We start from the raw sequence: 24,322 nt of genomic DNA, 5'->3' as shown, positions 1-24,322 counted from the left end.
CTACCACTGCCGCATTCTTAAAGGCAAAGTATGGCAAATTCACAGGAAGAAAAGAGTAGAAATCACGACCGAATCGTGGAAATTGCGGCCCGGCGATTTCGCGAAGCAGGCCTCGAAGGGGCAAGTATTGCAGACCTTATGAAGGAAGCTGGCCTAACTCATGGCGGTTTCTACAAGCACTTTGATTCTCGTGACGCCCTGGTACTGGAAGCCATGGCTGCCGCGTTGAAGAGCGGATCAAGTGGAAACGGAAGCGGCGCACCCAAGGGCGCCTTCACATTCGAAAGTATCGTTGAAGCCTATTTGAGCAAGCGTCATCGCGATAAAGTCGGCTCGGGATGTGCAGTCACTGCACTGATGAGCGACGTTGGCCGGGCCGATAAAGAAACGAAGGCGCTTTTCACTTCCCAGGTTCGAAGAAATCTTGAGGGCATCGGTGCACTCCTGGCGGCAGAAGGGCGAAAGGGCGACAAGCATGCAGCGATCGTGGCGCTTTGCATAATGACCGGTGCCTTGGGACTATCTCGTGCGGTTTCAGACGACAAGCTCTCCATTGAAATATTGGCCTCTGCGCGCGAGTTTCTTTTGGCGGGGTCTGGTGACCAGTCATCCAATGAGCTGGACGTACCACCTATCGCATGATATCGATCGCGCTCGCGTGCGGCGCAGTTGGTATCGCACGTAAGCACGATCGGCATTGCGCTCGTCGCGCTCAGCTCTTACGGCATGCGAATGTGCCACTGGCGGGAGCGAGCCTTGCGTCCTGGGCAGTGTGCGATCGTCTCCCATAGACGCGTCAGTGCTGATGGCTTTGCTCAATTTGGGGTAACGAGCCGGACTCAATGAAGCTCATCCAGGTTCCGTTTCTGATGGGTGGCTGTGCATAGCCAACTTTTCGGCGAACCACTGCTTTAGCGCTATCGCCCCTGCTGGAAGCTGTGCCGTCTTCGGATGCACGAGGTAATACCCTAGAGATAGCGGAAACGCCTTGTCGAAGGGCTCGACAAGCAGTCCCTCGGCCGTCTCGGTTTCCACAAGAATCGAGCTCGTCAGTACCACGCCTTGCTCGCGAACTGCCGCTTCGATCGCCATCAAGGACTGGTCGAACTGAATCCCGGCAATGGACTCGATCTGCTGGTCCGAGAGCTCGCTGTAGCGAGCCAGCCAGGCCACCCAGTGAGGATGAAGTGTGTTATGCAGCAGCGTGGCCGGCTGAAGATCCTCAGGCCGCTTCAGTTTCCATTTCAGCGCGTACGCCGGGCTGCAATATGCGCGGGCCTCGTCAGGGCAAAGTAGCTGCGCCGACAGTTGGGGATCGGCTCCATTGAAGTGTCGAACTGCCAGATCAACGGCATCAAGCTCGAAATCCACGAGCGTGGTTGAAGTGCTCAGGCTCAATGCAGTCCCCGGGTACGCTTGGAGGAAGTCGGCCATTCGCGGCGCGAACCACTTTGCGGCGAAGCTCGGTGGCATGGAAAGCCGTACGCCGTTGTGCCTGCGCTCCCGCAGGCGGCGGCTGGCGTGCACGATTTCCGCAAGAGCAGGCTGAATTTGCGCCATATATGCTCGCCCTTCAACGGTTGGCGTCACTTGACGAATCTGCCGGACGAACAGCGCCACGCCGAGCCAGTCTTCAAGCTTCTGTATCTGCTGCCCGACGGCACCGGGTGTCACTCCAAGTTCATCGGCCGCCATAGTAAAACTGCCAAGTCGCATGGCCGCTTCCAATGCTACCAAAGCCTTCAAGGGCGGGATGGGTCGCATGGCTCAGTTTTCCTATTGCATCGGGAAGATTAAATCATTTGTAGGACATCGGCGGCGCAACCACAATGAAGGCTCAGCAACGCCGATGGAGTTTCGTCGCCATGAACCCCGCCTATCTCGCCTTTGCGGCGCTTGGCCTCATCTGGGGCACCAACTTTATCTTCATGAAGTGGGCTAGCGTCTACCTCACCGCCAGTCAGATTGTCTTCCTGCGCGTGCTCTTCGGCTTCCTGCCGCTGCTGGCGTGTGCACTGTTCACCGGCGCGCTGAAATGGCGCCACTTGCGGCATGCACATCACTTCGTCGTCATGGCGCTGCTTGCGACTGTGCTCTACTACTATGCGTTCGCAAAGGGCTCGGCGCTCCTCGCATCCGGCGTGGCCGGGATGCTCAGTGGCGCGATTCCGTTGGTTTCTTTCGTTTGCGCCTGGGCGCTCTCGCGGCAGCAGCGCCCAACACCCCGGATGCTGGTTGGCATTTTCGGCGGTTTCGTCGGGGTCTTGCTGATCGCCCAGCCCGGGAGTGCGCATAGTGCCGGGGTCAACCCGGCTGGGGTCGCCTACATGCTCGCCGGCTCACTGAGCGTGGGATGCTCGTTCGCCTATGCGCGGCGTTTCCTGTCAGGTCTGGACCTCTCGCCGCTCGCACTTTCTACCTGGCAGATCGGCTTCGCGCTCCTCATTGTGACGTGCATCGCCGACTTCGACGGCATCACGCGCGTGGCTGGGGACACCCGAGCATTCCTTGGCCTCATGCTCGGTCTCGGTCTGTGCGGCACGGGGATCGCATTCATTCTCTATTACTTCATTGTCGGGCGACTCGGTGCATTGGCAGCCTCGAGCGTCACGTATATCCCGCCCGTGGTGGCGTTGTTCCTCGGAGCGGCAATCGCGGGCGAGTCGCTGCGGCCTGTTGATGGGGTAGCAATGGCGGCCATCCTGGGGGGCGTCTATCTCCTGCAAAGCCGAGATCCTGCAAACGAGAAATTACTCGGATTTGCACGGAAAATCGCGGCCCTTTGTCCGGCCATCCGTCGCTTCATTTCTGCATAGCAATCAAGGAGCTCTCCATGCCTACCTACATCGTGTCCGCTGCCGCAGGCCTGCTTTCCCCACGCGCCAAGGAGGAGCTGGCGGCTTCGATTACCGGATCGCACAACCAGGTCACCGGGGCGAATACGTTCTTCGCGCAGGTGATGTTTCAGGACATTCCGCCTTACAACTACTTCATGGGCGGCCGACCCCTCCGACACGATCAGGTGTTCGTGCACGGGCATGTGCGGGCAGGACGGACACGCGAGCAGAAGGCAGAACTACTGAAGCAGATTGTCAATGATGTGTGCCGAATCGCCAAGGTCGACAAGGTAAGTGTATGGATTTACCTCTCCGAGCTGCCGCCGGGTCAGATGGTCGAGTATGGGGAGATCTTGCCGGAACCGGGGCAGGAATCCCAGTGGATGGTAGCGCTTGACCCAGCGGTTCGCGCGTTCATGGAAAAGGTTGGCACCTGATTGTGGCTGTACCCCTAATGGAGGTAATTATGATTGATTTGCGAAGCGATACGTGCAGCAAGCCTAGCGACGCCATGCGGCTGGCCATGGCCGCTGCACCGGTGGGAGATGACGTCTACGGCGATGACCCCACCGTCAAGGAGCTCGAGCGTGAGGTTGCCAACTTTCTGGGCAAAGAGGATGCCGTCTATATGGTCTCAGGAACCATGACCAACCAGATAGCGATCCGCGCGCATACTGAGCACGGTGACGCGGTGCTGTTCGATCAGGGCGCACATGTCTACCTGCTTGAGGGAGGCGCGCCGGCCGCGTTCGCGGGCGTGCTTCCGCGGCTGCTGCCTGGAGTTCGCGGTGTATTCACCGCAGCGGATGTGGAGGCAGCGGTCGGCAAGCCACATCGCTTCTTCCCGTCAACCGTTCCCGCGCCGCCGAAGCTCCTCTGTGTGGAGAACACCCACAACGTTGGCGGCGGCAAGGTCTGGCCAATGGAAGAACTGCGTGCAGTCTGCGCATCGGCACGCAAGCTGAATCTGGCGCTCCATCTCGATGGCGCGCGTCTTTGGCATGCATCGGTGGCGACCGGTATTCCCGAGCGGGGGTATGCAGAGCTGTTCGATACGGTGAGCGTCTGCTTTTCCAAGGCGATGGGTGCGCCGGTCGGCTCGGTACTCGCCGGCCCACGCGATTTCATTTCCCGCGCGCGACGCTTCAAGCAGCAGATCGGCGGTGGCTTCCGGCAAGCCGGAATTATTGCGGCCGGCGCCCTATATGCGCTGCGCAACAACCGGGAGCGCCTGGTGGAAGACCATGCGCGCGCAAGGATGCTTGCGGAAGGTATTGCGAGACTTCCGGGAATCGATCTCGATCCTCACACGGTGGAAACGAACATCGTTCGATTCCGGCTGACCGGGCTGCATGCGGCAGACTTCGTGGAGCGCGTGTACGCGCGCGGTCTTCACGTGCTACCGGCCGGCATCGACAGCGTTCGCGCGATCCCATACCTGAACATTTCCAACGCTGACATTCGACGGGCCATCTCGATCATTGAGTCCGTTGTTCTGGAGCACGACGCCACCTAGGCGCATTCCCCATCCTACGAGCCCACGCGCGCGCACGCTATTCGCTCGACTGGACCAACCCAGCGAATCCGTGAAGCCATGTTCATGAGGCATGAGTACGCAGCCCTTGCTGCGACAACTGCGCTATCCGCTTCAGCATTCGTCACATCGGAACTACACGCACATTTTCGAAGCGGCGCGCGCGAATCTGCACACCCGCAGCAGCCACCCGCTGGCACGACCACGAAAGCTCTGACAGATCGGTCCCAGGGCCGCAGTTAATCCGGTTGCAGGAATTGGCCGGCTAGTGGGGGAATGCGCCAGGTTGATCGCGGCTGTTGCCCAGCCGCTTTAGTTCGGCACCGCACGCACGTATGGGGCCGCAGGATATGCAGGGATCTTGCCGAACGCTGTCAGATTGGCGGAACATTACCTTCCCCGTACGACGCACACGGACTGCCTATGGGAAACATGATGTCTAAGCAGCAAGGTTGCCCTGCTCGATATTTCAAGGGCAGTTTTCCTCTCACGCCACGTCATTCTTGAAGATGATGCGTGACATCCATAAATGCGGCAACCATCTCTTCGCGAAGGTGATGTTCCAGGACGTTCCGCGTGACAACTACTTCATGGGAAGCAAAGGTCTGCGGCACGATCAAGTGTTCGTGCAAGGGCATGTGCGGGCCAGACGGACGCACGAGCAGAAGGCAGAACTGCTGAAACGGATCATCAATGACGTGTGCCAGATCCCCAAGGTCGACAAGGTTAGTGTCTGGATCTACCTCTCTGAGTTGCCGCCGGGCCAGATGGTCGAGTATGGTGAGTTCCTGCCGAAACCGGAGCAGGAATCTCAATGGATGGCAGCGCTCGACCCATCGGTTCGTTCGTTCATGGAAAGGGTTGGCAACTGATTGAGGTCGTCGAAACGATGGAGGCAAGCGTGATTAATTTGCGAAGCGAAGCGTGCAGCAAGTCCTGCGACGCCATGCGGTAGGTCATGGCCGCTGCACGGGTGGGGGACGGCTCTATGGTGATGAACCCACCGTCAATGAGTTCAAGCATAAGGTTGCGCGTCTACGTGGTCTCGGGGGAATTGCTAAAGCACGTCACTGGTCAATTGAGGTTTGGGAGACCAGACAGAGACTGCGTTTGACGTACGTCTACCGCGTCAGCAGGTAGCTGACTGAATGAAGGTCACAGCCAGGAAGCAGCTTCCGTCTTCCGGCGTGCAATGGCCGCTTGCGAGGCTGAACCGACGTCTGAATGTCCTTACGACGGTGCCGGCAAGCGACGGCTCATAAAATGCGCCGCTCAACGGGTGAAGAACGCTGCATCCTCACGGAGTTGGGGAGAGACTCTCTTGTCCGCCCACTCGAGCCAAGCACGGGTCTTTGCATCCATGAAGTGTCGAGACGGGAGCAATGCAAAGACGCCAATATCCGGCGAGCGCCAGGCGGGCAACACCCTTTGCAATTGTCCATCGCGGATTGCATCGATCACGGAGAACAGGGGCAACAAGGTAATGCCGGCGCCCTGCAAGGTCACGTCAAGAAGCAACTCCGGCGTGTCCGCCACCAGAGGTCCCCGCGGGGACAGATCGAGGATAATACCCTCGTCAGTTGTCAGTCGCCACTCCGGCGTAATGGAGGGATTCACCAGTCGCAAGCAGGCGTGGCTATTCAGTTCGGCAGGGGTCTTCGGGGCGCCGTACCGATCTAGGTAGGTGGGCGAGGCGCACACAACCGCGAATGTGGTACCCAGACGCCGCGCTACGAGTCCTGAGTCCGACAGCGACTCTGCCAGATACAGGCTGACATCTACGCCCCGCGCGAGCAAATCGGGGAAGTACTGAGACGTGCGGTAGTCGACTGTTAGTTCGGGGTAGGCTCGGCAAAAGTCAGCGAGCATGGGAGCGACGTAATGCTGGCCGAAGTTGGCCATGCACTGGACGCGTAGCCGGCCTTTTGGTTTGGAGGCCGTCTTGGATGCATTAGCCTCGGCTTCGTCGATCATGGCCAGGATCTCGCGACACCGCTTTGCGTAATCTGCACCCGCGTCGGTCAGCGCGCGATGGCGGGTCGTGCGTTGCAAAAGCTTGGCTCCTAGACGCTTCTCCAAATCGGTTACTAGCCGGGACACTTGTGCCGTGGTAAGGTTCATCTGCTCTGCGGCAGCCGTGAAACTTCCGCTATCCACTACTCGCACGAAGGCGCGTAGGGCGTGAATGAGGCCGGACTCCAAAATTTTGCGCATAGTGTGAATATGGTCTGTCGAGCGCTCTATTGTTACGCCACCTGGGGATTGCCACATTGGTCTCAACCGCCATGCCAATTGCCATGAGGGCGGAGACTGGAAGTCTGCTGCTCCTCAGAACAGTTATTGCAAATTCCGCGCTTGGCTGGTGTGAGTATGCCTCCGCTGCTCTAGGGAGAGGAGACTTCGTTGGGAGCCGGTCTGCCCGCCATGGCGGGTTGCATGATGTAGGCGACCGCCGAACACTTTTCTTTGCGCGGCTGTGCCTACTGCCGCTTGGCGGCTGGGTCACATTAGGGCACGATATGGAGCGTTATTGGAACTCCCTGGGCAACTCGCGCGGGCTTACTCGTCTGGCGTGGCGGCTTTCAATTTGCGTATGTGCATGGCGTTACGTCAATTGTTCAGAGCTCGGGTACAAGCATTAGCTCCCAGGTCGTCCGGCGTGGGGTGCAACGGAACACTCTGAGTCAAAGAGTCAAAGATTAACCGGCGAACCGAGAGGGCTCGCCGAAACCTTGACAGTAAGGAGGCTAGAGAAGCCCGTTCAGGTTACCCTCGTTGGATCTTGGCCTTGTAGAGCTTCGCTGCAAGCTCATCCCAGCGCGCCGACGCGGCTTGCATTGCCAACATCTTTACATGTCCAAAGCCACGGACGTCAGCGGGAATTCGAGCAATTTGATTTGCGAGGGACAAATCGCAATCTCCAGCGGAGCGAATCAATGATTCGACGAAGGCGATATACCGGTCCCGCCAGGCACGCTCCTTTCGCCGCTCATCGTTTCGCCCAAACGGATCGAACGGTGTTTCGCGCAGCACTTGCATGCGCGCAAGGGCCGCCATCGGCCATCGAATCCAGGATCCGAACGGACGCTTGTGCACGTCCGGTCCTGTGCCCAGCGTGGGCGGAGCCAAGTGGTATGTCAATCGCGCGCCTTTGCCAAACTCAGACTCGATGGATTTCTTGAAGTGGTCGGAAGCTAGTAGTCTGGCCACCTCATACTCGTCCTTGTAAGCCATAACTCGATAAAGCTGCGTCGCAATTACAGTTGCCAGGTCCTCTGGAAAATTGCTTTCGACCGCTGTCGCAAGGGTGTGGTACTTACGAGCATACGCGACATTCCAGTACACACGCAGACGACGCGAGCGGTCATCAATCAGTTCACGCAAGGTGTTCAGTGACTCGGAACCTTGCGGTGATGGCAACAAATTGTCGACGTGTCGCAGATCATCGGCGAGGTGGCATCCAATCCGAAACGCTTCAAGATTTTTCGCCACGGCGGTACCATTTAGCGCGATAGCCCTCTGGATGCCTTCCCGGGATAGCGGAATACGTCCCGACTGCCAAGCCAAGCCGAGCAACAGCAGATTGGCGAAGATTGCGTCACCAAAGACCATCGTGGCAATGCGGGCGGCCGGCAGTGCAATCACGCGACCGTTCTTCAGTCTGGATCGCAGACGTGCCAGCAGATCATTTACCGGTATGGACCAGTCGCGGGAACCAATGAAGTCTGAGGTCGGTGAGCCATCTTCGTTCACAATCGCCAGTCCTTCCGCGCGCAGCCGTGAGAGAGTGGCGCTACTACCAGCCACGACGGCGTCCGCCCCGATCAGAAGGTCGCACTGGCCAGTAGCCACTTTAGTCGCCGCGATCGCGTCATCGCTTCGTGCAATCTGAACATATGAATATACCGTGCCGCCTTTTTGCGCCATGCCCGCCATGTCCATTACACGGACAGCCTTGCCTTCCAAGTGAGCTGCCATTCCCAATAGCGCCCCAATAGTCACGACCCCAGTTCCGCCGACGCCACCAACGATGATACGGACGGGCGAGCCGAAGTCTATATTCTTTGGTGCTTTGGGCCAGCCTGTGGCCAAGGCCTGGGACTGTGTTGGTCGCCGCGAGTCGCGAGTGTGGACCGTGACGAAGCTGGGGCAAAACCCTTCGACGCAAGAAAAATCCTTATTGCAACTGCTCTGATTGATCTTCCGCTTGGTACCAAGCGGCGTTTCAACCGGTTCGACGGAGAGGCAATTGGACTTTTTCGAGCAGTCTCCGCATCCTTCGCAGATTTCTGTGTTGATGAAAGCGCGTTGCGGAGGATCCGGGTACTCGTTACGCTTGCGCCGCCGGCGCTTTTCGCTGGCACATGTCTGCGCGTAGATCAGCGCCGTGACACCTGACACATTGCGCAGTTCGCGCTGCACAGCGTCGAGTTCATTGCGATGGCGGATTGTGACGCCTGGGGCGATTCCCGCATCATCACTGAGTAGTCGGGGTTCGTCCGTGACGATGATCTGTTGCCTCACGCCTTCCGCAGCAAGTTGTCGCGTCATTTGTGCAACGCTGAGTTGGCCGTCGACATGCTGTCCGCCGGTCATGCCGACCGCATCGTTATATAGGATCTTGTATGTGATGTTGACGTTCGCGGCAACGGACTGGCGGATTGCAAGGTAGCCAGAGTGGAAGTAGGTCCCGTCGCCAAGGTTTGCAAAGACATGTCGCTCCTTGGTGAATGGCGATGCGCCGACCCAGCTAACGCCTTCCCCGCCCATTTGTGAGAACGTCTCGGTTCCACGGTCCATCGTCAAGGTGAGGAAATGGCAACCGATACCGCCGAGCGCGCGGCTTCCCTCCGGCAGGACGGTCGAGGAATTGTGCGGACATCCGCTGCAAAAGTAGGCCTTCCTTTCCGCAATGTCGATGACACGGCGAGACTCCTGCTCCGCGTGTTGCAGAGCTTGCAAGCGCTGTCCGATCAGTTGTCGGAGGTCTGCCGGGAGCTCCATACGCAAGAACCGTGCTGCAAGCATCTTCGCAATTGGCTCGGGTTGTAACTCATAGTGACTGATGAGTGGAGCATCATCGGTGGTCGTGCTCCATTCGCCGTGGCCATCGGACGATTTACCGATCACCCGTGGGCGTGCATGATCGGGAAGAGCGTAAAGCTCGTCCTTGATTTGGGCTTCGAGAATCGGGCGCTTTTCCTCGACGACGATGATTTCCTGGAGGCCGTGGGAAAAGTGTCGGAGTCCGTGAGGCTCGAGGGGCCAGATCATGCCGACTTGGTAGAGACGTAGCCCGAGCCGGCGCGCAGGCTCCCCCTCCAGGCCAAGGATCCGTAGCGCTTCGACCGTATCGAGATAGCCCTTTCCGCTCGCGGCAATTCCGATTCTTGCTTGTTGGCTGTCCCACGTCACGCGATTAAAGGGGTTGGCACGTGCATATCCCAAAGCGGCAGGTAACTTGTGAAGATAAAGGCGCTCCTCCTGCGCGAGTGAACGATCTGGCCAACGGATGTTCAGACCACCTGGAATGGACGATAAGTCTTGCGGAGGAATGGATTGGGCACGGCCCAATTCGACACTGACCGACGCTGACGTCTCTACGATCTCGCTCACCAATTTCATCGAGGTCCAGACGCCTGCACAGCGGGACATCGCGACCGCGTGTGCACCATAGTCGAGAATCTGCTGAACCGAGGTGGGATAAAAAATCGGAATTCCACACCCCACCATTACATGCTCTGACTGATGCGGGATGCTGGAAGATTTGCAAGAGTGGTCGTCGCCATAGAGAGCGACGACTCCGCCTCGCTCTGCGGTTCCGGCGAGATTCGCATGGCGCAGCACATCGCCAGAGCGATCGACGCCGGGACCCTTTCCATACCACCATCCAACGACGCCGTCGTACTTTCCTTGTCCTGCCAGATTGGCTTGTTGTGTCCCCCAAACCGCAGTGGCCGCAAGGTCCTCGTTCACACCTGGTTGAAAAACAACCTTGTGCGCATCGAGGAGTTCTCCGGCCTGCCAGAGGGCACTATCGAAATTGCCGAGCGGCGAGCCCCGATATCCGGAAACGAATCCGGCGGTCTGCAGTCCGATCAGTGCATCTCGTCGTTTTTGCGCGAGTGTCAGGCGCACCAGAGCCTGGATGCCCGTCATGTAGGCGGTGCCTTGGTCGCAAACGTACTTGTCATTCAGCGATGCATCTTTCGACGTCGCTGCCGACTGGAAGGATTTTGTTGTCATGCTGTCTCCATTTGACTGATCGTCCACACTGTCAGCTCGTTGGCGAGGAACGGCGCTCGGCCTAAAGAAGCCGACTAGGTCGATGCATTATTTTTTGTGGGCACGCGTGCAACAATAGCCTCGTCAGTAAATGAGATTTACACTTTACGTAAAGATCGAGAAGCGATGCATTGGCGCACTGAGTGCAGCAACGTCGGGTACAGAACCCATCTCATGTTCCGATCTCGTTTAGTGTCTGGCGCGAACGAGAGCGGGCGACATGGTCACCTGAGAACGTATGCAAGGCCGGCTGATATTGGGCTGCGTTAGGGTTCGTCTGTTGCCGTCGTCACGAACGCCATGCGATAGCCGAGGAAGCTAGTCACTAGGGCCAGCAGTGCCAACACGGCGCCAACGGCTGCAAGCCCTAGCCAGCCGCCGTGTTGGGCACCAATGCCTCCCATGGCGGCCCCAGCCGCGCCCCCGACGAAATACGAAACCATGAATGCCGTGTTAAGCCTCCCGCGGGCTTCGGGGCGCAGCGAGTAGATCCGTGCCTGATTGGCAACGAAGGCGGTCCGGTTACCCAAGTCCAGCAGCACTACGCTGGCGAGCAACCATGAGAGGTGCATGGCGCCCGTCGCAACCAGCAAGAAGGAAAGGGATACCGTGAGTGCGCCCGATGCAGATACCAGGCTTGGATGGACGCGGTCGACTAGGGTGCCGATAGACGGGGACGCTACGAGGCCAATCAGGCCGACCAGTCCAAACGCGCCCACGGTGGCAGGTCCGAATTGATACGGTGGTTGCGCCAGCAGGGTCGCCAGCGTCGCCCAGAATGCACTGAATGCGCCGAATGCCAAGAAACCGGTCGCAATGGATATGCGCAATGCCGGTTCGGTGCGAATCAGCGAAACAAGCGACAGCATCAGATCCCGGTAGCGCAAGGCTGCTAAGTTCTCGGCGTCGGGAAGCCGTGCGACGACGGCAATCAGCGCCAGATCGAATCCCGCGGCCGATACAAACATCGCGCGCCACCCGAAATGAGCGCCGACAAATCCGCTCAATGTGCGCGCTAGCAGTACACCGGATGACAGGCCGCCCAGCAGCATGCCAACGGTGCGCCCACGCCGCTCCGGCGAGGCCATGCCCGATGCCGACGGAATGATGATCTGGGCAGTGATGGCCGTCACGCCAACGACGAAACTGCTGACGACCAGCAGCGGGAACGACGGCGCCACCGCACACGCAAGTAGCGCGACGGCATTACCAACAATCGCGACAGTGGCCAGCTTGCGCGGCTGAAAACTATCGGCCAGCGGCACGAACAGCAAGAGACCCGAGGCATAGCCGAGCTGCGTGATGGTGGCTATCAGGTTGCCACGCGTCGGCGAGATGCTGAACGAGTCGGCAATCTGCGGCAGAAGCGGTTGGTGATAGTAGATGGCCGAGACAGCCAGGGCGCAAGTCAGGGCCATCAGGAACACTTGGCGCGACGTCAGGCCGGACGCCGCGCCATGCTGTCGATCCGACATGGCGAATCATTCCTGCGGGAGTGCAGCGATGAACTCGCGGGTATCGACGATGCTGTGCGCGAAAGTCGGCCCGTTCAGTTCGTGGGCGGAATGCATCATCTCTTTCCGGAACGCCGCCGTGGCGTCCTTTATTAGCGTGACGTGGTAGCCGAGTTCCTGCGCGTATCGTGCAGTGGCTTCGATACAAGTGTTGGCCAGTAGACCCACCACTGCGACATGCGTAATGCCATGTTGCTTCAACTGGAAGTCCAGGTCGGTATTGGCGAAGCCGCTCGACCCCCAGTGCTCATTTGCAACGATGTCGCCAGGTTGCGGAGCGAAATCGGGATGCCATCCCCCGCCCCATTCGCCGTCAGCAAAGTGATGACCCTGCATGATCTTTTGCTGGCTGGGACTCGGGTGGCACCAACACTCGTAATCGCCCGGGCGCCAGCGACGATGGGGCACGATGACTACCCGGATACCGGCAGCCCGCACCGCCCGCGTGATGGTGCGAAGATTATCCAGTAGTCCCACTTCCTCGGCGATGTCCTTGATAAACGGCCAAACCTTGCCGCCTTCTGATAGAAAGTCGTTATAAGGATCAACCAACAGGAGCGCCGTCGATTCGGCGCGATAGGAAGAATGACTCATGTTGTACTGCTCCTGATTGCGTGGCAGCCGCGCGTGTTTTTGTGAGGACGCGGCATGGATTGCGGAAATTTGCGCAGACACCCAAAACACGCCGCACGGTTGGGCGCGTTCGTGCTGGTTGGGCGGGTGTCGGCTTCCCCTTATTTGGCGGGCACTACAAACGGTAGCCCTCTCTTCATGACGTGGGTCGTAAGCTTCAAGGCTATGCCGGTCCCTTCGTTCTTTGCCGAATTCGGTGTGCCGGCCGTTGTCCGTCACGACGGATCAACAGCAAAGACCGTCGCGACTACGTCCATAGCATCCGCGTTCTAGGGCCAGTAGTCGTTAGAGATGCCTATTGAACCAGTCAATGGCAGCGCGCGACGCATTGAGAAACTCACCCAGATATGGATCAAAGTGGCCTCCCTTTAGCATCACGAGCCGCTTCGGTTCCAACGCCCGTTCGTATGCGTCGAGCGCCAGGTCCGTCACAGCGATATGGTCGCGCTCCGCGACGACCATCATCAGCGGGGTGGGGGATACGCGTTTGACATACTCGCCAGGCGCGTACATGCGGGCCCACCGTGTCGAGCGCAGTGTGACCTTGTTCTCCCAGATACCGTCCGGCACAGGTCGAAGGTAGAAGCTCACGGCATCGGCGGCCTTGTACGAGGAATTCCGGGCCGCATCGTCGCTGACAATTTGTTGCATCGCAGGCGGTTCACCTTTGAGCTGAGCATTTTCGTCTGCCGAGAATCTCGCCTCGAGTTCGGCGACCGCTTCCGGAGCGACGCGCCGCAGGCCAGCGGCATGACCATCGATGGTCGGTACCTGTGCGACCACCGCCTTCAGGCGGCGGTCCGTTGCACCGAGCACGATTGCATGCCCGCCGGCGAAACTTGTGCCCCAGAGACCGATTCGATGCTCGTCTACTTCGGGTCGTTGCTGCAAATAGGAGATCGCACGGCGCCAGTCGGTAATCTGCTGCCAGGGATTAATGTCATGCCTAAGCTCGCCGCCACTATCGCCAAAGTTGCGATGATCGTGAAGGAGTACTACGAAACCCGCTTCGGCGAAGGCTTCAGCCATAGGTTCAATGCCGTGGTACTTTGTGCCCGCAAAGCCATGCGCCATGGTAATAGCTGGCAGAGGGGGGCCGGAATGTTCCGGCAAGTACAGCCACGCCGACAACTCTATGCCGCCTTCGGCTGCGAAGTGAACTTCTTGCTTTTGAAACATCCGTGTTCTCCTGCTCGTCAATTGTTAAGCCCACCCAGCATCTGGGCCAGCTCCAGCTCCGCATCGCGCGACTGAAACCCTCGCGCCATCGCTGCGCCAATGCGCTGTTGTGTTTCCGGCTGCCGTACGGTCTCGCCGAAGAGGTCGGAGTCGTGGCGAAAATCTTCGATGGGCGCCAGCGTGATGTCATTTACCCGATTTTTCACGGCCGTATGACCGATTGCGGGGAATTTTGCAATCCGTCGTGCAAGGGACGAGACAAAAGCGTCGAGTTCCGCAGTAGGCAGTGCGCGATTGATCCATCCATACCCTTCGGCGAGTTCCGCGTTGTAGTCCAATGCCCCTAACATCACCTCAAGGGCCCGTCCGCGACCCATAATTCGGGTGAGGTACTGCACGGCGCCGCCACCTGGAAGCAAGCCAAAAGCGGCCTCCATTTGGCTAAAGATCGCAGACTCACGCGCGGCGAAGCGCATATCGCACGCTAGAACGAACTCGCTACCCGCACCGCGCACCCGTCCTTCGATCTGTGCGATAGAGACGAGTCGACTGTTGCTCAGGTGGCGGAAAAGCAGCCCTATCGATGCTTCACCTGTCAGTTTCGCCGCCTCTTCGCGATATTCCTTAACCTGTTTCACGTCGACATGGGAGATGAAATAGTCGCGGTCGGCACTCTTGAACACGAGAACCTTGATGTCATCGTCGGCCTCGGCGGTGCGGAGCAGAGTGACTAGGTCGCGGACCATTTCAGGTCCGAGCAAGTTCATTGGTGGCGCGGAGATCTCGACGAACAGAACCGCACCATCGCGGCTTACGTTGAGCGTATCGAAATTCATGGATGGTTCCCAATTGGAAGGTCTTGTGCAAAACGATTGAAGACAAAGTCGCGAGTCTTTGCCGCTGTGTGGCAGGCAAAGCAAACGTGGGCGTCAGCAGTGTTATGTGATTTTCCGGCGTCGAACTGTGCAAAGCCCCAGCCCCCTGTGGACGCATACTTCACAGAGTTCTTAACCATAAATTGGACGCCGTTCTTTGGATGCCCGGCCACATGGCTCTGGGGCTGGCCAAAGGCCTTGGCGCTTTCTTCTAGCGCGTCATAATTCCATGCGAGCCGAGCGATGATGGCGCCGTCCGGTACGGGATATTTGCTGTTCTGCAGAGCTTGGATTGCTGTCTGTTGCCCAGGATGGCACGTAGATCGTCCAGCGTACCTTCTTCGCGTGCCACGGAGACCAACGTCCAGTTGCGGTAGCCGGTGGGAATGGAGATATAGTTGGATGCCTTCATATCGCCGTCCGTGGCTGCCTGAGCCAAGCAGACGCCGCCTGCTACAACGGCAGTTGCCATCAACGTCAGAAAGACATGTTTCATAGCCCATTGCCTCCTAGCGCAGTGACCGGTAAGCGGCGCGAAGTTCCTCAGAAAAGAGCTTAGGCTGCTCCCAGGCCGCGAAGTGGCCGCCCTTGTCTGCTTCATGGAAGTAAATCAGGTTGTGGTAGGCGCGCCGTGCCCAAGTCTCCGGAGGACGATAGACGTCCTCAGGAAACACGGTGACGGCCACAGGCAGAGAGATCTCGTTGGTTCTTTGTGCGGCAGCGAAGAGCGGGCTTTTTCCCTTGTTTTCCCAATAGAGCCGACCAGAAGAAGCCGCGCTGTTTGTCAGCCAGTACAGGGAGAAATCATCGAGCACCTCGTCTTTGGTTGGCGTCTGCTGGGAATTGACACCGTACTTCCATCCGGCGAACCCAGGGTGACCAAGCATGAACGCCGCAAGGAAGGCCGGAGAATCCGTCAGGCCGTATCCGATCGTCTGTGGACGCGCACCCAGCATCGTGATGTACGCAGAGTTGCCTTGCTTGCTGAAAGCCAGCACCGCATCGAAGGTCGCGCGCTCCGCTTCGGAAAGTCCCGCTGGTGCGGGTCCACCGGTGGCGAGTGCGGCGGCCACGTCAGGCGGTATCGTCGCCGGAAGATTGAGGTGGATCCCTGCCAGTCCTGGCAGCGCCTGCCGCGCCATGGCAGTCGTGATGAGAGCGCCCCAGTCGCCACCCTGCGCAACGTAGTGCGTGTACCCGAGGCGCTGCATCAGCGTTCCCCAGACTCGAGCGATGTGGTCTGGATCCCATCCTGTGCCAGTGGGCTTGCCTGAGAAGCCGTACCCCGGAATGGATGGAATGACGACATCGAAGGCATCGGCGGCATTGCCACCATATGCTGTCGGGTCGGTGAGCGGGCCGACGACCTTGGTGAACTCGAGCACAGATCCAGGCCACCCGTGCGTCAGGATCACCGGCAGCGCATTTGGACGCTTGGACCGCACCCAGATGAAGTGGATGTCAACCCCGTCGATGTTGGTAACATACTGAGGCAAGGCATTAAGCTTGGCCTCCGCCTTCCGCCAGTTATAGCTTGTTCCCCAATACTGAACGAGCTCGTGTAGCGGCGCCAGTTTCGCACCTTGAGAGCTATCCGTTACCGTTTCCTGATCCGGCCAACGCGTGGCTGCAATGCGGTGGCGCAGGTCCGCAAGGGCAGCGTCGGAGACGTGCGCATGGAAGGGACGAATGAGCTTCGCATCGCCTTTTGAAGGCGTATCAGCGAGCACGGATGCGGAGAATGCGAGCGCTATCATTAGCGCGGCAGAAAATCGCTTCATGTTGGACTCCTCAATTCAGGGATGGGACCTGCTTGTCTGCGGTCAGAATGACGTCGGATAGCTTCACGCGGCTCAGTTCGTGAGCAGAACGCGTCATCTCCGACGCAAGCGTGGCCGCGCCACGCACGAGAGGCGCGCGCGGCACTTTCGAAAATTCGAAGGTGATCAAGCAGCCTACTCGGTGGGCGATGGGTTTGATCCGAGACCATTCCTTCCCCTCTTTGGAAAGGCAATCGCTGTTGGGCTCGACGAGCAGGTGGCTGGTATGTCGAGGGAGATACTGTGCTGTGGAAGACATATAGACCTTCGATACACTAGGTTGTCGGTTACGTCGGTGCGCGCTGCAGATGGTCACAATTTAGGCTGTTCGTGTTCAACAGAACAGCCGGTAAAATCGGGAATTACCTTCTCACTGGTGAAAGGCTGTGGACCGACTCGAGGCAATGACCATTTTGTTGGCGACAGTCGATACTGGGAGTCTCTCGGCTGCCAGCCGCAAGCTTAGAATTCCCTTGGCTACCGTCAGCCGACGAATTTTGGAGCTTGAGGAGCATCTCAGCATCCGGTTGCTAGGGATGCTCTGCACAATTAGCCGGCGGATGTGCTTGCAATGAATCGTCGAGCCAGCGAGCATGTAGCGCATGAAGCAAACTGACCTTGGACTGAACTTGTCGACCAAGCGCACCCGCAAGCGCGAATTTCTGGACGAGATGAACCGCGTGGTGCCGTGGGCCGATCTGGTGATGCTGATCGCTCCGTACGCCCCGGAGGGCAAGCGCGGCCGTCCCCCGTTCGCGGTCGAGGCAATGCTGCGCATCCACTTTCTTCAACAATGGTTCGGCCTGTCGGACCCGGCGATGGAAGAAGCGCTGCACGACGTGCCGCTGTATCGGGAGTTCGCCGGGCTGGACAACTGGACGGTGAGGCTGCCCGACGAGAGCACCATCCTGCGGTTCCGTCACCTGCTGGAGAGGCACAAGCTGGCCGCTCAGATTCTCGCGCTGGTAAACGACATCCTTCGCGACAAGGGATTGATGCTGCGCGCGGGCACGGTGGTGGACGCGACGCTGATCAGCGCACCGAGTTCGACCAAGAATGCGTCGGGCGAACGCGACCCGGAGATGCACCAGAGTAAGAAAGGAAACCAGTGGTATTTCGGCATGAAAGCGCACATTGGCGTGGACGCCGAAAGCGGGCTGGTGCACACGGTGCGGGGCACGGCTGGCAACATCAACGACGTGGTTGAGGCCAACAGCCTGCTGCATGGCGAGGAAACCGACGCGTTTGGCGATGCGGGTTATCAGGGCGTGGAGAAGCGTCCTGACGCGCGGGCGGACGTGAACTGGCACGTGGCGATGAAGCCAGGCAAACGTCGCGTTCTGGACCAAAGCAAACCGCTTGGCGCGCTCGTCGATCAAGTCGAGCGAATCAAGGCGGGCATCCGGGCCAAGGTCGAGCATCCGTTCCGGGTCATCAAGCGGCAGTTCGGCTACACCAAGGTCCGCTATCGAGGGCTGAGGAAGAACACCGCGCAAGTCATGACCTTGTTCGCGCTGTCCAACTTGTGGATGGCGCGCGGCAAACTGCTGGCTGCTGAGGCATGAGCGCGTTTCAGGCTCATGCCGATGCCTCGCGCGTAGCCCGCGAGTGCTGCTCCGCGCGTGCCAGACAGCTTCGCCCCGGGCTGACAGGTTGGCGTCGTGGCGCATTCAGCTTCCTGTTAAACGGCCAAGCACACTCGATTCGCGTTTGTGCAGAGCATCCCTAGTGCGGGGCAATCGCAAGTTGACAATGACCGAAGCCGGGCGCGGTTATGCCGAGTCGTGCCGACGTATCCTTGACGAGATCGCAGAAGTCGAACGCACTGCATCCGGCGAATATCACGCACCGCAAGGGGAGTTGGTCATCAGTATGCCGCCAGTGATGGGACGAATTCTCGTAGTGCCGGTAATTGTGGAATTCCTACACGCCTTTCCACAGATCCGTGTGAAGGCTCATCTGACCGACAGATTTGTGAATCTTGTGGAAGAACGGGTGGATGTGGCGATACGAATCGGAGAACTGCCCAGTAGCAGCCTCATCGGCATGCCAATTGGGGCGCTACGCGAGGTGGTGTGTGCCAGCCCGGACTATCTGAGCAAGCGTGGCGTCCCCAAGAAGCCCGAAGAGCTTCTTTTGCACGATTGCGTGGGGTACGAAGGCTACGCGATTGGAAATAGCTGGCAATTTCGCTCCCAAGGCGCCCTACATACTGTTCAGGTCTCGTCCCGGCTCGTGTTGAACTCGGTGGAAGGGGCGGTCGTTGCTGCGGTGGAGGGCGCCGGCATTGCAAAGGTCGCATCGTATCAAGTCGAGGATCTGGTGAAGTCGCGCAAACTGATAGAGTTGCTTGACGAATTCGAGCCGTCTCCCGTGCCAGTGAGCATCATGTATGCAGGCCAAGGCCAGATCCCACTGAAGCTGCGTGCTTTTCTTGATTTCGCCATTCCACGGCTCAGGGAGAAGCTCGGATATGAGCATCCAGGCGCGACCGGTGTGCGGGAGCCGAAAGTGAGGCGTCGATCCAAGTCGGTGCGAAAGTGAGGGCTACCGATAGCAAACGTGGCACCCATATGAGCGTTTAGAAATTTGCAGCACCGGAATTCACTATGCGGCCCGTTAGTTCATACGATCAGATGAAAGGCTATCGAGTCGGACGTGTGTCAGCGCATCCGTGGAAGGCAGGCGCGTTAGTCAATTGCGCATGCGCCCAATGAATGGCTGGCGGCGACTTGCTCTATTGGCAGCCATGCGTCAGCCCAGGACTCTAGCGCGGCGAGGACTGGCAGTAGAGCGTGGCCCTTGTCGGTTAGCACATAGGCCTGCCGACCGCCGTAGGCAGTGCTCTTCCTTGTGAGCACACCGTTGGCTACCAATGCCTTTAAGCGACCGCTAAGGATGTTTGGCGCTATACCAAGGTTCTTTACAAATTCATCAAACCGGGTGCTGCCATTGACGGCCTCGCGAACGATCAAAATCGACCATCGTTCGCGAAGCACAAGCGTTGCTCGCGCGATCGCACATCGGGAATATGGCGCCCATTGGTCGACCGAGCCTTTCTGTGTTGGTCTGCCGCAGACGTCTGCCGTATCAGGGGCTGCATCTGCACTCATTGAGGGGTCAATGGAATTTAGATAGCGCATTTGTTGTCGAGATCATCTCAGCTTCAATGCGTTCAACGATTCTTGCGAGAGGTTCCCTGCGGTCAGCAAAGGCCACCGCTTGACCCAGAGACAGCGCGCCGGCGGAAGCATCTCCCGACAGGTAGGCTTGTTTTCCTAACGCCCCAGCGACATGGGGGCGTAGCACGCTGAACTCGCCGGCGTGGGTTCGCTCCAGATCATTGACAATGTTTGTCGTAGTATTGCGTAGGGCGCGCACCGTATTCCGAACACTCTGCATCATGAGTGCGGTGTCGGTTTCCTTCAGCGTGATGAGCAAGTCCTTATAGTTGCCGTGCGCCCAGATTTCATCCGCGACAAGGAAGCGAGTGCCGATTGTCACGCCATCGACGCCAAGTGCCAATGCAGCCATGACTTGTCTGCCGGTGCCGATACCGCCGCCAAGCAAGATCGGAATGCTTATCGCGGCCCCAGCGAGCGCGCCTTGAATCATGCTCCCAATCAAATCGACACCAGGGTGTCCTCCGCATTCAGCTCCGACGATCGACACCGCGTCGACACCGAGCGATTCCGCCTTCTTGGCGTGCCTGAGCGATGGCGCTTTGTGCATCACTTTAACGCCTGCTGCATGAAGGCGGGGAAGATATGCCTCCGGACTGCGACCGGAGGTCTCTACGAACCGGACACCGCCTTCGATGATTTCATCGATGTACTCGTCGACTTTTTCGTCAGATGTCGGCTTTGGAAGCATCGAGATGTTAACTCCAAAGGGCCTGTCCTCAGCCAGATCCCGGCATTTTTCGATCTCGGCCCTCAGTTGCGCTCCATTGGCGAAGCTCGCGGCGGTGATGAAGCCAATGATGCCGGCACGTGCGGCGGCCGCGACGTAGTTGGCGTCGGCGAGCCAATGCAATCCGCCGGCAACGATCGGCAGTCGCGTGCCGAATAGGTCGGTAATGGGTGTCTTGAACTGCGCTTCCATGCTAATTTCCGGTGCTGGTGGATTCTTTAAAATGGAACAGTGGTTCCATATAAACGTGCAAATGAAGCGTATTCCAGCAAGGATACCCCTGTCAACATTAGTTTTGTATCTGTGGTAGTGCTAAGCATCGGGTTAGATGCTACAATTTCAGAACATATGTACCGTTATTGGAGGGGTGGATGGGGAAAGTTAGCCTTCTCAGTAAGGATTCGGGAGACAAAGAGCAAGTATCTGCACTTGCAAGAGGGCTGCAGTTGCTTGAGTGTTTCCGTTCGTCTCAACGCTTTCTCAGCATGCAGGATTTGGTAGACCGCACCGGCTTGCCCAAAGCTACGGTGTCCCGCCTTCTACATACCTTGGTCGCGCAGGGGTATCTGGAGTATTCGCTCGTCCAGGAGCGTTACTACCTTGGGACCGGATTGCTTTGTCTCGGTTTCTCGGCCCTTGGTTCGATGGGCCTGCGTCAGATTGCCAGGCCGTTTTTGCGAGAGCTAGCCGAGCAGTGCTCTGCATCGGTAGGTATCGCTGCACGGGACCGGCACACCATGGTCTATGTCGAAAGCTGTGCGAGTGCCGCAAACCAGAATTTCCGCCTTTCGACGGGCTCGCGGGTGCCGTTGGCGACGTCCGCTCTTGGTCGAGCCTATTTTTGTGGCCTTGACGAGCAGGCAAGAGAGCACTTGTTAACTTCACTCGCTGACGGTCAGTCTTCCGATAGTCGCTCGAACCGGCAGTCGCTTGAACAGGGGCTGAAGTATTACGAGCGATCGGGCTTTTGCATCTCCGTTGGTGAATGGCAGAGCGATGTCAACGCCGTAGGCATACCGTATCGCGCCCCTGACGGAACCGCTGTTCTGGCATTCAACATCTGCGGCCCGGCATATCAGTTGCCAGAAGGCCAACTTTCAGAGGTGTGGGGGCCACGGCTGGTAAACCTCGTGCGGAATGTTGATGCAGCCATGCGGCCGATTTGATGTTGACGCAAGCGAGTGCGTCGCAGTAGTGGTGTTACCGAGAGGTGTTCAATGAATACAGTTCCTCAGTCTTTTGATTCTCCCTTTTCCAGGATTCATGATGTGCCAGCGTACTGGGCACAAAGGTCGCCTGAAGCGATAGCGCTGCTCGACGACAATCTCGCGCTGACTTACTCTGCCCTGCAGGATCACATCGATAGGGTTAAGACGCTACTGACGGAACATGGAGTGATGCCGGCACATCGGGTGATGCTGGTCGGGGAGAATAGCCTTGCACTCGTGGTCTTCCTTTTCGCGGTGGGAGCGACTGGCGCGTGTCCAGTCGTAGTTAATGCACGACTTTCTCAGGGGGAGATTGAAGGAATACGTGAGCACTGCGATCCCCAGGTCATGGCCTTCTTGCCTGCAGGAATGAACGCCGCAGAAGAGCATGCGAGGACCTATAACGCGCGCTCGTGGGACCTGCCGGAGCTGGGATGCCTTCATTTGTGGCGGGCTCCGCAAGACGCCTCTCGTGATGAAGGCATGGACGAGATTGCGGCACTGATCTACACGTCGGGCACCACCGGGGCACCCAAGGGAGTCATGCTCAGCCATTCAAACCTGATATTCAGCGGATCCACCATGGCGCGCTATCGCGGCCTGACCGAACGGGATCGAAGCTACGCTGCACTGCCCATGTCGCACACCATGGGGTTGACCAGCGTTATGCTCAGTACACTAATTGCTGGTGGGTCGGTGCTGGTGGTACCTCGATTTGAAGTTGCTCACCTGGTCAATGCGCTGGAATCATCCTCGGTTTCGCTGTTCCAGGGAGTCCAGGCAATGTACACCGGACTGCTCGGCTTTCTCAAAGCCGAAGGCCGTAGCGGACTGAAGCATCGACTTCGCTATCTCTATGCCGGTGGATCACCACTTGATCCAACGCTGAAGGCTTCGGTAGAGGACCTCTTTGGACTTCCGTTAAATAATGGCTACGGGATGACGGAGACCTCGCCCACGATTTGCCATACTCGCCTCGAGGACCACCGCAAGGACGCGTCCGTAGGACCAGCAATCCCGGGAATCAGCATCCGTATAGTCGATCTGAGCGGACAAGACGTTGCGCAGGGTGAGTCCGGAGAATTGTGGGTGAAGGGCCCGAATGTCATGCAAGGCTATTTCCGCAATGCGGCCGCGTCAAATGAGGTACTTCAAGACGGATGGCTCAAGACCGGAGACTTGGCCAGTGTCGATGTAGACGGGAATGTTCACTTGGTCGGTCGTCTAAAGGACGTAATCATCCGTTCGGGCTTCAACGTCTACCCGCTCGAGGTTGAAACAGCCTTGAACATGCATCCGTCGGTTGCTCGGTCGGCCGTCGTCGGTCGAAATGTGGCGCTCAATGAGGAGGTGGTGGCATTCGTCGAGCTACGCAAGAACATGCAGGCGACCACCCGGGAACTGCTGGAGTGGCTGAAGCCGCGATTGTCCCCCTACAAGCGCCCCGCCGAGATCGTCTTCCTGCCTTCGCTGCCGTTGCTGACAAGCGGAAAGATCCGCAAGGCTGAACTGAAGGAGCGTGCAGCAAGCACGGCGAGTTGATCTAGACGCGGCCTGGAAGTTGAAGGGCGAGCCAGGCCATAAAATCCCCCACCTGCGAGCGGCTGGCATGCTGCTCCGGGTACACGACGTAGTACGCGTCACTTATGGGCAGGACGTCCACTCGCAATCTGAGCAACGTTCCCCGGATCAACTCATCTTCACAAAGCCGCATTCGCCCCAAGGCAATTCCATGGCCTGCCAGTGCGCTCTGCAGAAGGAGGCTGGCGTCAGTGAACGCTATCCCTTCCCGACGCGGCACGTACGATGTCTTGCCGATCGATTTGAACCACAAAGCCCACGGAAATCGCTCATCATGAAGCAGCCTTGAGGCCGCAATCTCCTCCGCACTTTGGGGTACCTTTCCTCGATTGAAGGTTGGACTGCAAACGGGGAAAAGCGCCTCGTCCATCAGCTTGTGAGTAACCAGACTAGGCCATTCGCCGTTCCCAAAGCGGATAGCTAGATCGATACCCCCAGTCTTGAAGTTGGTCAGCGTCAGCGACGTCCGGACACGGATCTCCATCTCGGGGTAGAGATCACTGAACGAATGCAGGCGAGGCGCCAGCCAGCGGGCGGCAAACGCCGGATGCGAGTTGATAGTCAACCGTCTAGGCGAGCTGTGCCCTCGCGTGCTCTCGATTCCTTCATTCAGCTTTGAGAAGGCCTCCGACACATACCTCAAAAGCTCGGCTCCCTCAGGAGTCAGGCGCATCTCTCCAGACCGTCTAAAAAAAAGCTGCTTGCCGACGGCTTCTTCCAGCGCTTTGATCTGTTGACTGACGGCGCCGTGCGTGACATGGAGCTCCTCGGCTGCCCGCGTGAAGTTCCGATGGCGAGCTGCGATCTCAAAGAAGCGAAACGTATTTAGCGGAGGTAGACGCATGGTGCGTACATGTTAGTCAGGCTAACGCCCTCAGTCAAAAAATATCGCTGGCTCGATGCGGATAGAGGCATGGATACTTATCGAAAGAGTTCGAGTCCAT

21 protein-coding genes and 1 pseudogene are annotated in these 24,322 nt (G+C 58.3%); 10 read left to right on the top strand and 12 right to left on the bottom strand.

Annotation, left to right across the window (positions count from 1 at the left end):
• Positions 1-30 precede the first annotated feature (30 nt).
• Positions 31-642 carry a TetR/AcrR family transcriptional regulator gene (locus CupriaWKF_RS31145; protein WP_276103931.1) on the top strand — a complete coding sequence of 204 codons (612 nt, stop codon included), beginning with the start codon at positions 31-33 and terminating at the stop codon, positions 640-642.
• Positions 643-849: 207 nt separating this feature from the next.
• Here CupriaWKF_RS31145 and CupriaWKF_RS31140 read toward each other — a convergent pair whose 3' ends face one another.
• Positions 850-1,764, bottom strand: coding sequence for a LysR substrate-binding domain-containing protein (locus tag CupriaWKF_RS31140; RefSeq protein WP_276103930.1), 915 nt, complete (start codon positions 1,762-1,764; stop codon positions 850-852).
• Positions 1,765-1,865: 101 nt separating this feature from the next.
• Between CupriaWKF_RS31140 and CupriaWKF_RS31135 the strand changes: the two genes are divergently transcribed.
• The 4 genes from CupriaWKF_RS31135 (at position 1,866) to CupriaWKF_RS31120 (ending at position 5,243) form a co-directional block, all read left to right on the top strand.
• Positions 1,866-2,816, top strand: coding sequence for a DMT family transporter (locus CupriaWKF_RS31135; RefSeq protein WP_276103929.1), 951 nt, complete (start codon positions 1,866-1,868; stop codon positions 2,814-2,816).
• 17 nt (positions 2,817-2,833) lie between these two features.
• Complete coding sequence (locus CupriaWKF_RS31130; protein WP_276103928.1) at positions 2,834-3,274, top strand: tautomerase family protein; 441 nt, start codon at positions 2,834-2,836, stop codon at positions 3,272-3,274.
• Positions 3,275-3,303: 29 nt separating this feature from the next.
• On the top strand, positions 3,304-4,353 hold the full coding sequence (locus CupriaWKF_RS31125) for a GntG family PLP-dependent aldolase (RefSeq protein WP_276103927.1): 1,050 nt from the start codon (positions 3,304-3,306) through the stop codon (positions 4,351-4,353).
• Positions 4,354-4,880: 527 nt separating this feature from the next.
• Positions 4,881-5,243 (top strand): 4-oxalocrotonate tautomerase, encoded by a 363-nt coding sequence (locus CupriaWKF_RS31120; RefSeq protein WP_276103926.1) that lies wholly within the window; start codon positions 4,881-4,883, stop codon positions 5,241-5,243.
• Positions 5,244-5,643: 400 nt separating this feature from the next.
• Here the strand turns inward: CupriaWKF_RS31120 and CupriaWKF_RS31115 are convergent, their stop codons facing one another.
• From CupriaWKF_RS31115 to CupriaWKF_RS31075, 9 genes are all read right to left on the bottom strand, one after another.
• The gene (locus CupriaWKF_RS31115) at positions 5,644-6,585 is read right to left on the bottom strand and encodes a LysR family transcriptional regulator (protein WP_276103925.1); all 942 of its coding nucleotides are present in this window, start codon (positions 6,583-6,585) and stop codon (positions 5,644-5,646) included.
• 552 nt (positions 6,586-7,137) lie between these two features.
• Positions 7,138-10,617 carry an indolepyruvate ferredoxin oxidoreductase family protein gene (locus tag CupriaWKF_RS31110; protein ID WP_276103924.1) on the bottom strand — a complete coding sequence of 1,160 codons (3,480 nt, stop codon included), beginning with the start codon at positions 10,615-10,617 and terminating at the stop codon, positions 7,138-7,140.
• 305 nt (positions 10,618-10,922) lie between these two features.
• On the bottom strand, positions 10,923-12,131 hold the full coding sequence (locus tag CupriaWKF_RS31105; protein ID WP_276103923.1) for an MFS transporter: 1,209 nt from the start codon (positions 12,129-12,131) through the stop codon (positions 10,923-10,925).
• Between the two features lie 6 nt (positions 12,132-12,137).
• The gene (locus tag CupriaWKF_RS31100; protein WP_276103922.1) at positions 12,138-12,764 is read right to left on the bottom strand and encodes an isochorismatase family cysteine hydrolase; all 627 of its coding nucleotides are present in this window, start codon (positions 12,762-12,764) and stop codon (positions 12,138-12,140) included.
• Between the two features lie 324 nt (positions 12,765-13,088).
• Positions 13,089-13,982 carry an alpha/beta hydrolase gene (locus CupriaWKF_RS31095; RefSeq protein WP_276103921.1) on the bottom strand — a complete coding sequence of 298 codons (894 nt, stop codon included), beginning with the start codon at positions 13,980-13,982 and terminating at the stop codon, positions 13,089-13,091.
• A 17-nt stretch (positions 13,983-13,999) separates the two neighbouring features.
• The gene (locus tag CupriaWKF_RS31090; protein WP_276103920.1) at positions 14,000-14,818 is read right to left on the bottom strand and encodes an enoyl-CoA hydratase/isomerase family protein; all 819 of its coding nucleotides are present in this window, start codon (positions 14,816-14,818) and stop codon (positions 14,000-14,002) included.
• Positions 14,819-15,068: 250 nt separating this feature from the next.
• Positions 15,069-15,353, bottom strand: a complete 285-nt coding sequence (locus CupriaWKF_RS31085; protein ID WP_276103918.1) for a hypothetical protein — start codon at positions 15,351-15,353, stop codon at positions 15,069-15,071.
• A gap of 13 nt (positions 15,354-15,366) precedes the next feature.
• Positions 15,367-16,638 (bottom strand): epoxide hydrolase family protein, encoded by a 1,272-nt coding sequence (locus CupriaWKF_RS31080; RefSeq protein ID WP_276103917.1) that lies wholly within the window; start codon positions 16,636-16,638, stop codon positions 15,367-15,369.
• 10 nt (positions 16,639-16,648) lie between these two features.
• Complete coding sequence (locus CupriaWKF_RS31075; protein WP_276103916.1) at positions 16,649-16,807, bottom strand: hypothetical protein; 159 nt, start codon at positions 16,805-16,807, stop codon at positions 16,649-16,651.
• 256 nt (positions 16,808-17,063) lie between these two features.
• Between CupriaWKF_RS31075 and CupriaWKF_RS31070 the strand changes: the two are divergent.
• The 3 genes and pseudogenes from CupriaWKF_RS31070 to CupriaWKF_RS31060 all read left to right on the top strand — a co-directional run.
• Positions 17,064-17,210, top strand: a pseudogene (locus CupriaWKF_RS31070) (LysR family transcriptional regulator); the annotation flags it as partial.
• Between the two features lie 69 nt (positions 17,211-17,279).
• Positions 17,280-18,242, top strand: a complete 963-nt coding sequence (locus CupriaWKF_RS31065; protein WP_276099037.1) for an IS5 family transposase — start codon at positions 17,280-17,282, stop codon at positions 18,240-18,242.
• A gap of 187 nt (positions 18,243-18,429) precedes the next feature.
• Positions 18,430-19,221 (top strand): LysR substrate-binding domain-containing protein, encoded by a 792-nt coding sequence (locus tag CupriaWKF_RS31060; protein WP_276103915.1) that lies wholly within the window; start codon positions 18,430-18,432, stop codon positions 19,219-19,221.
• A gap of 576 nt (positions 19,222-19,797) precedes the next feature.
• Here the strand turns inward: CupriaWKF_RS31060 and CupriaWKF_RS31055 are convergent.
• On the bottom strand, positions 19,798-20,781 hold the full coding sequence (locus tag CupriaWKF_RS31055; protein WP_276103914.1) for a nitronate monooxygenase: 984 nt from the start codon (positions 20,779-20,781) through the stop codon (positions 19,798-19,800).
• Positions 20,782-20,960: 179 nt separating this feature from the next.
• On the opposite strand from CupriaWKF_RS31055, the gene CupriaWKF_RS31050 reads away from it, so the two are divergent.
• The gene (locus CupriaWKF_RS31050; protein WP_276103913.1) at positions 20,961-21,755 is read left to right on the top strand and encodes an IclR family transcriptional regulator; all 795 of its coding nucleotides are present in this window, start codon (positions 20,961-20,963) and stop codon (positions 21,753-21,755) included.
• Between the two features lie 51 nt (positions 21,756-21,806).
• Positions 21,807-23,339, top strand: coding sequence for an AMP-binding protein (locus tag CupriaWKF_RS31045; RefSeq protein ID WP_276103912.1), 1,533 nt, complete (start codon positions 21,807-21,809; stop codon positions 23,337-23,339).
• Between the two features lies 1 nt (position 23,340).
• On the opposite strand, the gene gcvA is transcribed toward CupriaWKF_RS31045, so the two are convergent.
• Entirely contained in the window at positions 23,341-24,222 is an 882-nt protein-coding gene (gcvA, locus tag CupriaWKF_RS31040; RefSeq protein WP_276103911.1) for a transcriptional regulator GcvA, read from the bottom strand.
• Between the last annotated feature and the right edge of the window lie 100 nt (positions 24,223-24,322).

The sequence above is a fragment of the Cupriavidus sp. WKF15 genome (assembly GCF_029278605.1).
In the GTDB taxonomy this organism is placed as follows: Bacteria; Pseudomonadota; Gammaproteobacteria; order Burkholderiales; family Burkholderiaceae; genus Cupriavidus.
The sequence above is the reverse complement of the archived record's forward strand: the minus strand, read 5'-3'. Positions and strand labels throughout refer to the sequence as shown.

Coding starts and splice junctions, on each gene's coding strand:
- CupriaWKF_RS31045 (WP_276103912.1), top strand. CDS start 21,807: ATGAATACAGTTCCTCAGTCTTTTGATTCTCCCTTTTCCAGGATTCAT.
- CupriaWKF_RS31100 (WP_276103922.1), bottom strand. CDS start 12,764: ATGAGTCATTCTTCCTATCGCGCCGAATCGACGGCGCTCCTGTTGGTT.
- CupriaWKF_RS31135 (WP_276103929.1), top strand. CDS start 1,866: ATGAACCCCGCCTATCTCGCCTTTGCGGCGCTTGGCCTCATCTGGGGC.
- CupriaWKF_RS31115 (WP_276103925.1), bottom strand. CDS start 6,585: ATGCGCAAAATTTTGGAGTCCGGCCTCATTCACGCCCTACGCGCCTTC.
- CupriaWKF_RS31125 (WP_276103927.1), top strand. CDS start 3,304: ATGATTGATTTGCGAAGCGATACGTGCAGCAAGCCTAGCGACGCCATG.
- CupriaWKF_RS31085 (WP_276103918.1), bottom strand. CDS start 15,353: ATGAAACATGTCTTTCTGACGTTGATGGCAACTGCCGTTGTAGCAGGC.
- CupriaWKF_RS31120 (WP_276103926.1), top strand. CDS start 4,881: ATGATGCGTGACATCCATAAATGCGGCAACCATCTCTTCGCGAAGGTG.
- CupriaWKF_RS31060 (WP_276103915.1), top strand. CDS start 18,430: ATGACCGAAGCCGGGCGCGGTTATGCCGAGTCGTGCCGACGTATCCTT.
- CupriaWKF_RS31140 (WP_276103930.1), bottom strand. CDS start 1,764: ATGCGACCCATCCCGCCCTTGAAGGCTTTGGTAGCATTGGAAGCGGCC.
- CupriaWKF_RS31145 (WP_276103931.1), top strand. CDS start 31: ATGGCAAATTCACAGGAAGAAAAGAGTAGAAATCACGACCGAATCGTG.
- gcvA (WP_276103911.1), bottom strand. CDS start 24,222: ATGCGTCTACCTCCGCTAAATACGTTTCGCTTCTTTGAGATCGCAGCT.
- CupriaWKF_RS31050 (WP_276103913.1), top strand. CDS start 20,961: ATGGGGAAAGTTAGCCTTCTCAGTAAGGATTCGGGAGACAAAGAGCAA.
- CupriaWKF_RS31105 (WP_276103923.1), bottom strand. CDS start 12,131: ATGTCGGATCGACAGCATGGCGCGGCGTCCGGCCTGACGTCGCGCCAA.
- CupriaWKF_RS31090 (WP_276103920.1), bottom strand. CDS start 14,818: ATGAATTTCGATACGCTCAACGTAAGCCGCGATGGTGCGGTTCTGTTC.
- CupriaWKF_RS31095 (WP_276103921.1), bottom strand. CDS start 13,982: ATGTTTCAAAAGCAAGAAGTTCACTTCGCAGCCGAAGGCGGCATAGAG.
- CupriaWKF_RS31110 (WP_276103924.1), bottom strand. CDS start 10,617: ATGACAACAAAATCCTTCCAGTCGGCAGCGACGTCGAAAGATGCATCG.
- CupriaWKF_RS31055 (WP_276103914.1), bottom strand. CDS start 20,781: ATGGAAGCGCAGTTCAAGACACCCATTACCGACCTATTCGGCACGCGA.
- CupriaWKF_RS31130 (WP_276103928.1), top strand. CDS start 2,834: ATGCCTACCTACATCGTGTCCGCTGCCGCAGGCCTGCTTTCCCCACGC.
- CupriaWKF_RS31080 (WP_276103917.1), bottom strand. CDS start 16,638: ATGAAGCGATTTTCTGCCGCGCTAATGATAGCGCTCGCATTCTCCGCA.
- CupriaWKF_RS31065 (WP_276099037.1), top strand. CDS start 17,280: ATGAAGCAAACTGACCTTGGACTGAACTTGTCGACCAAGCGCACCCGC.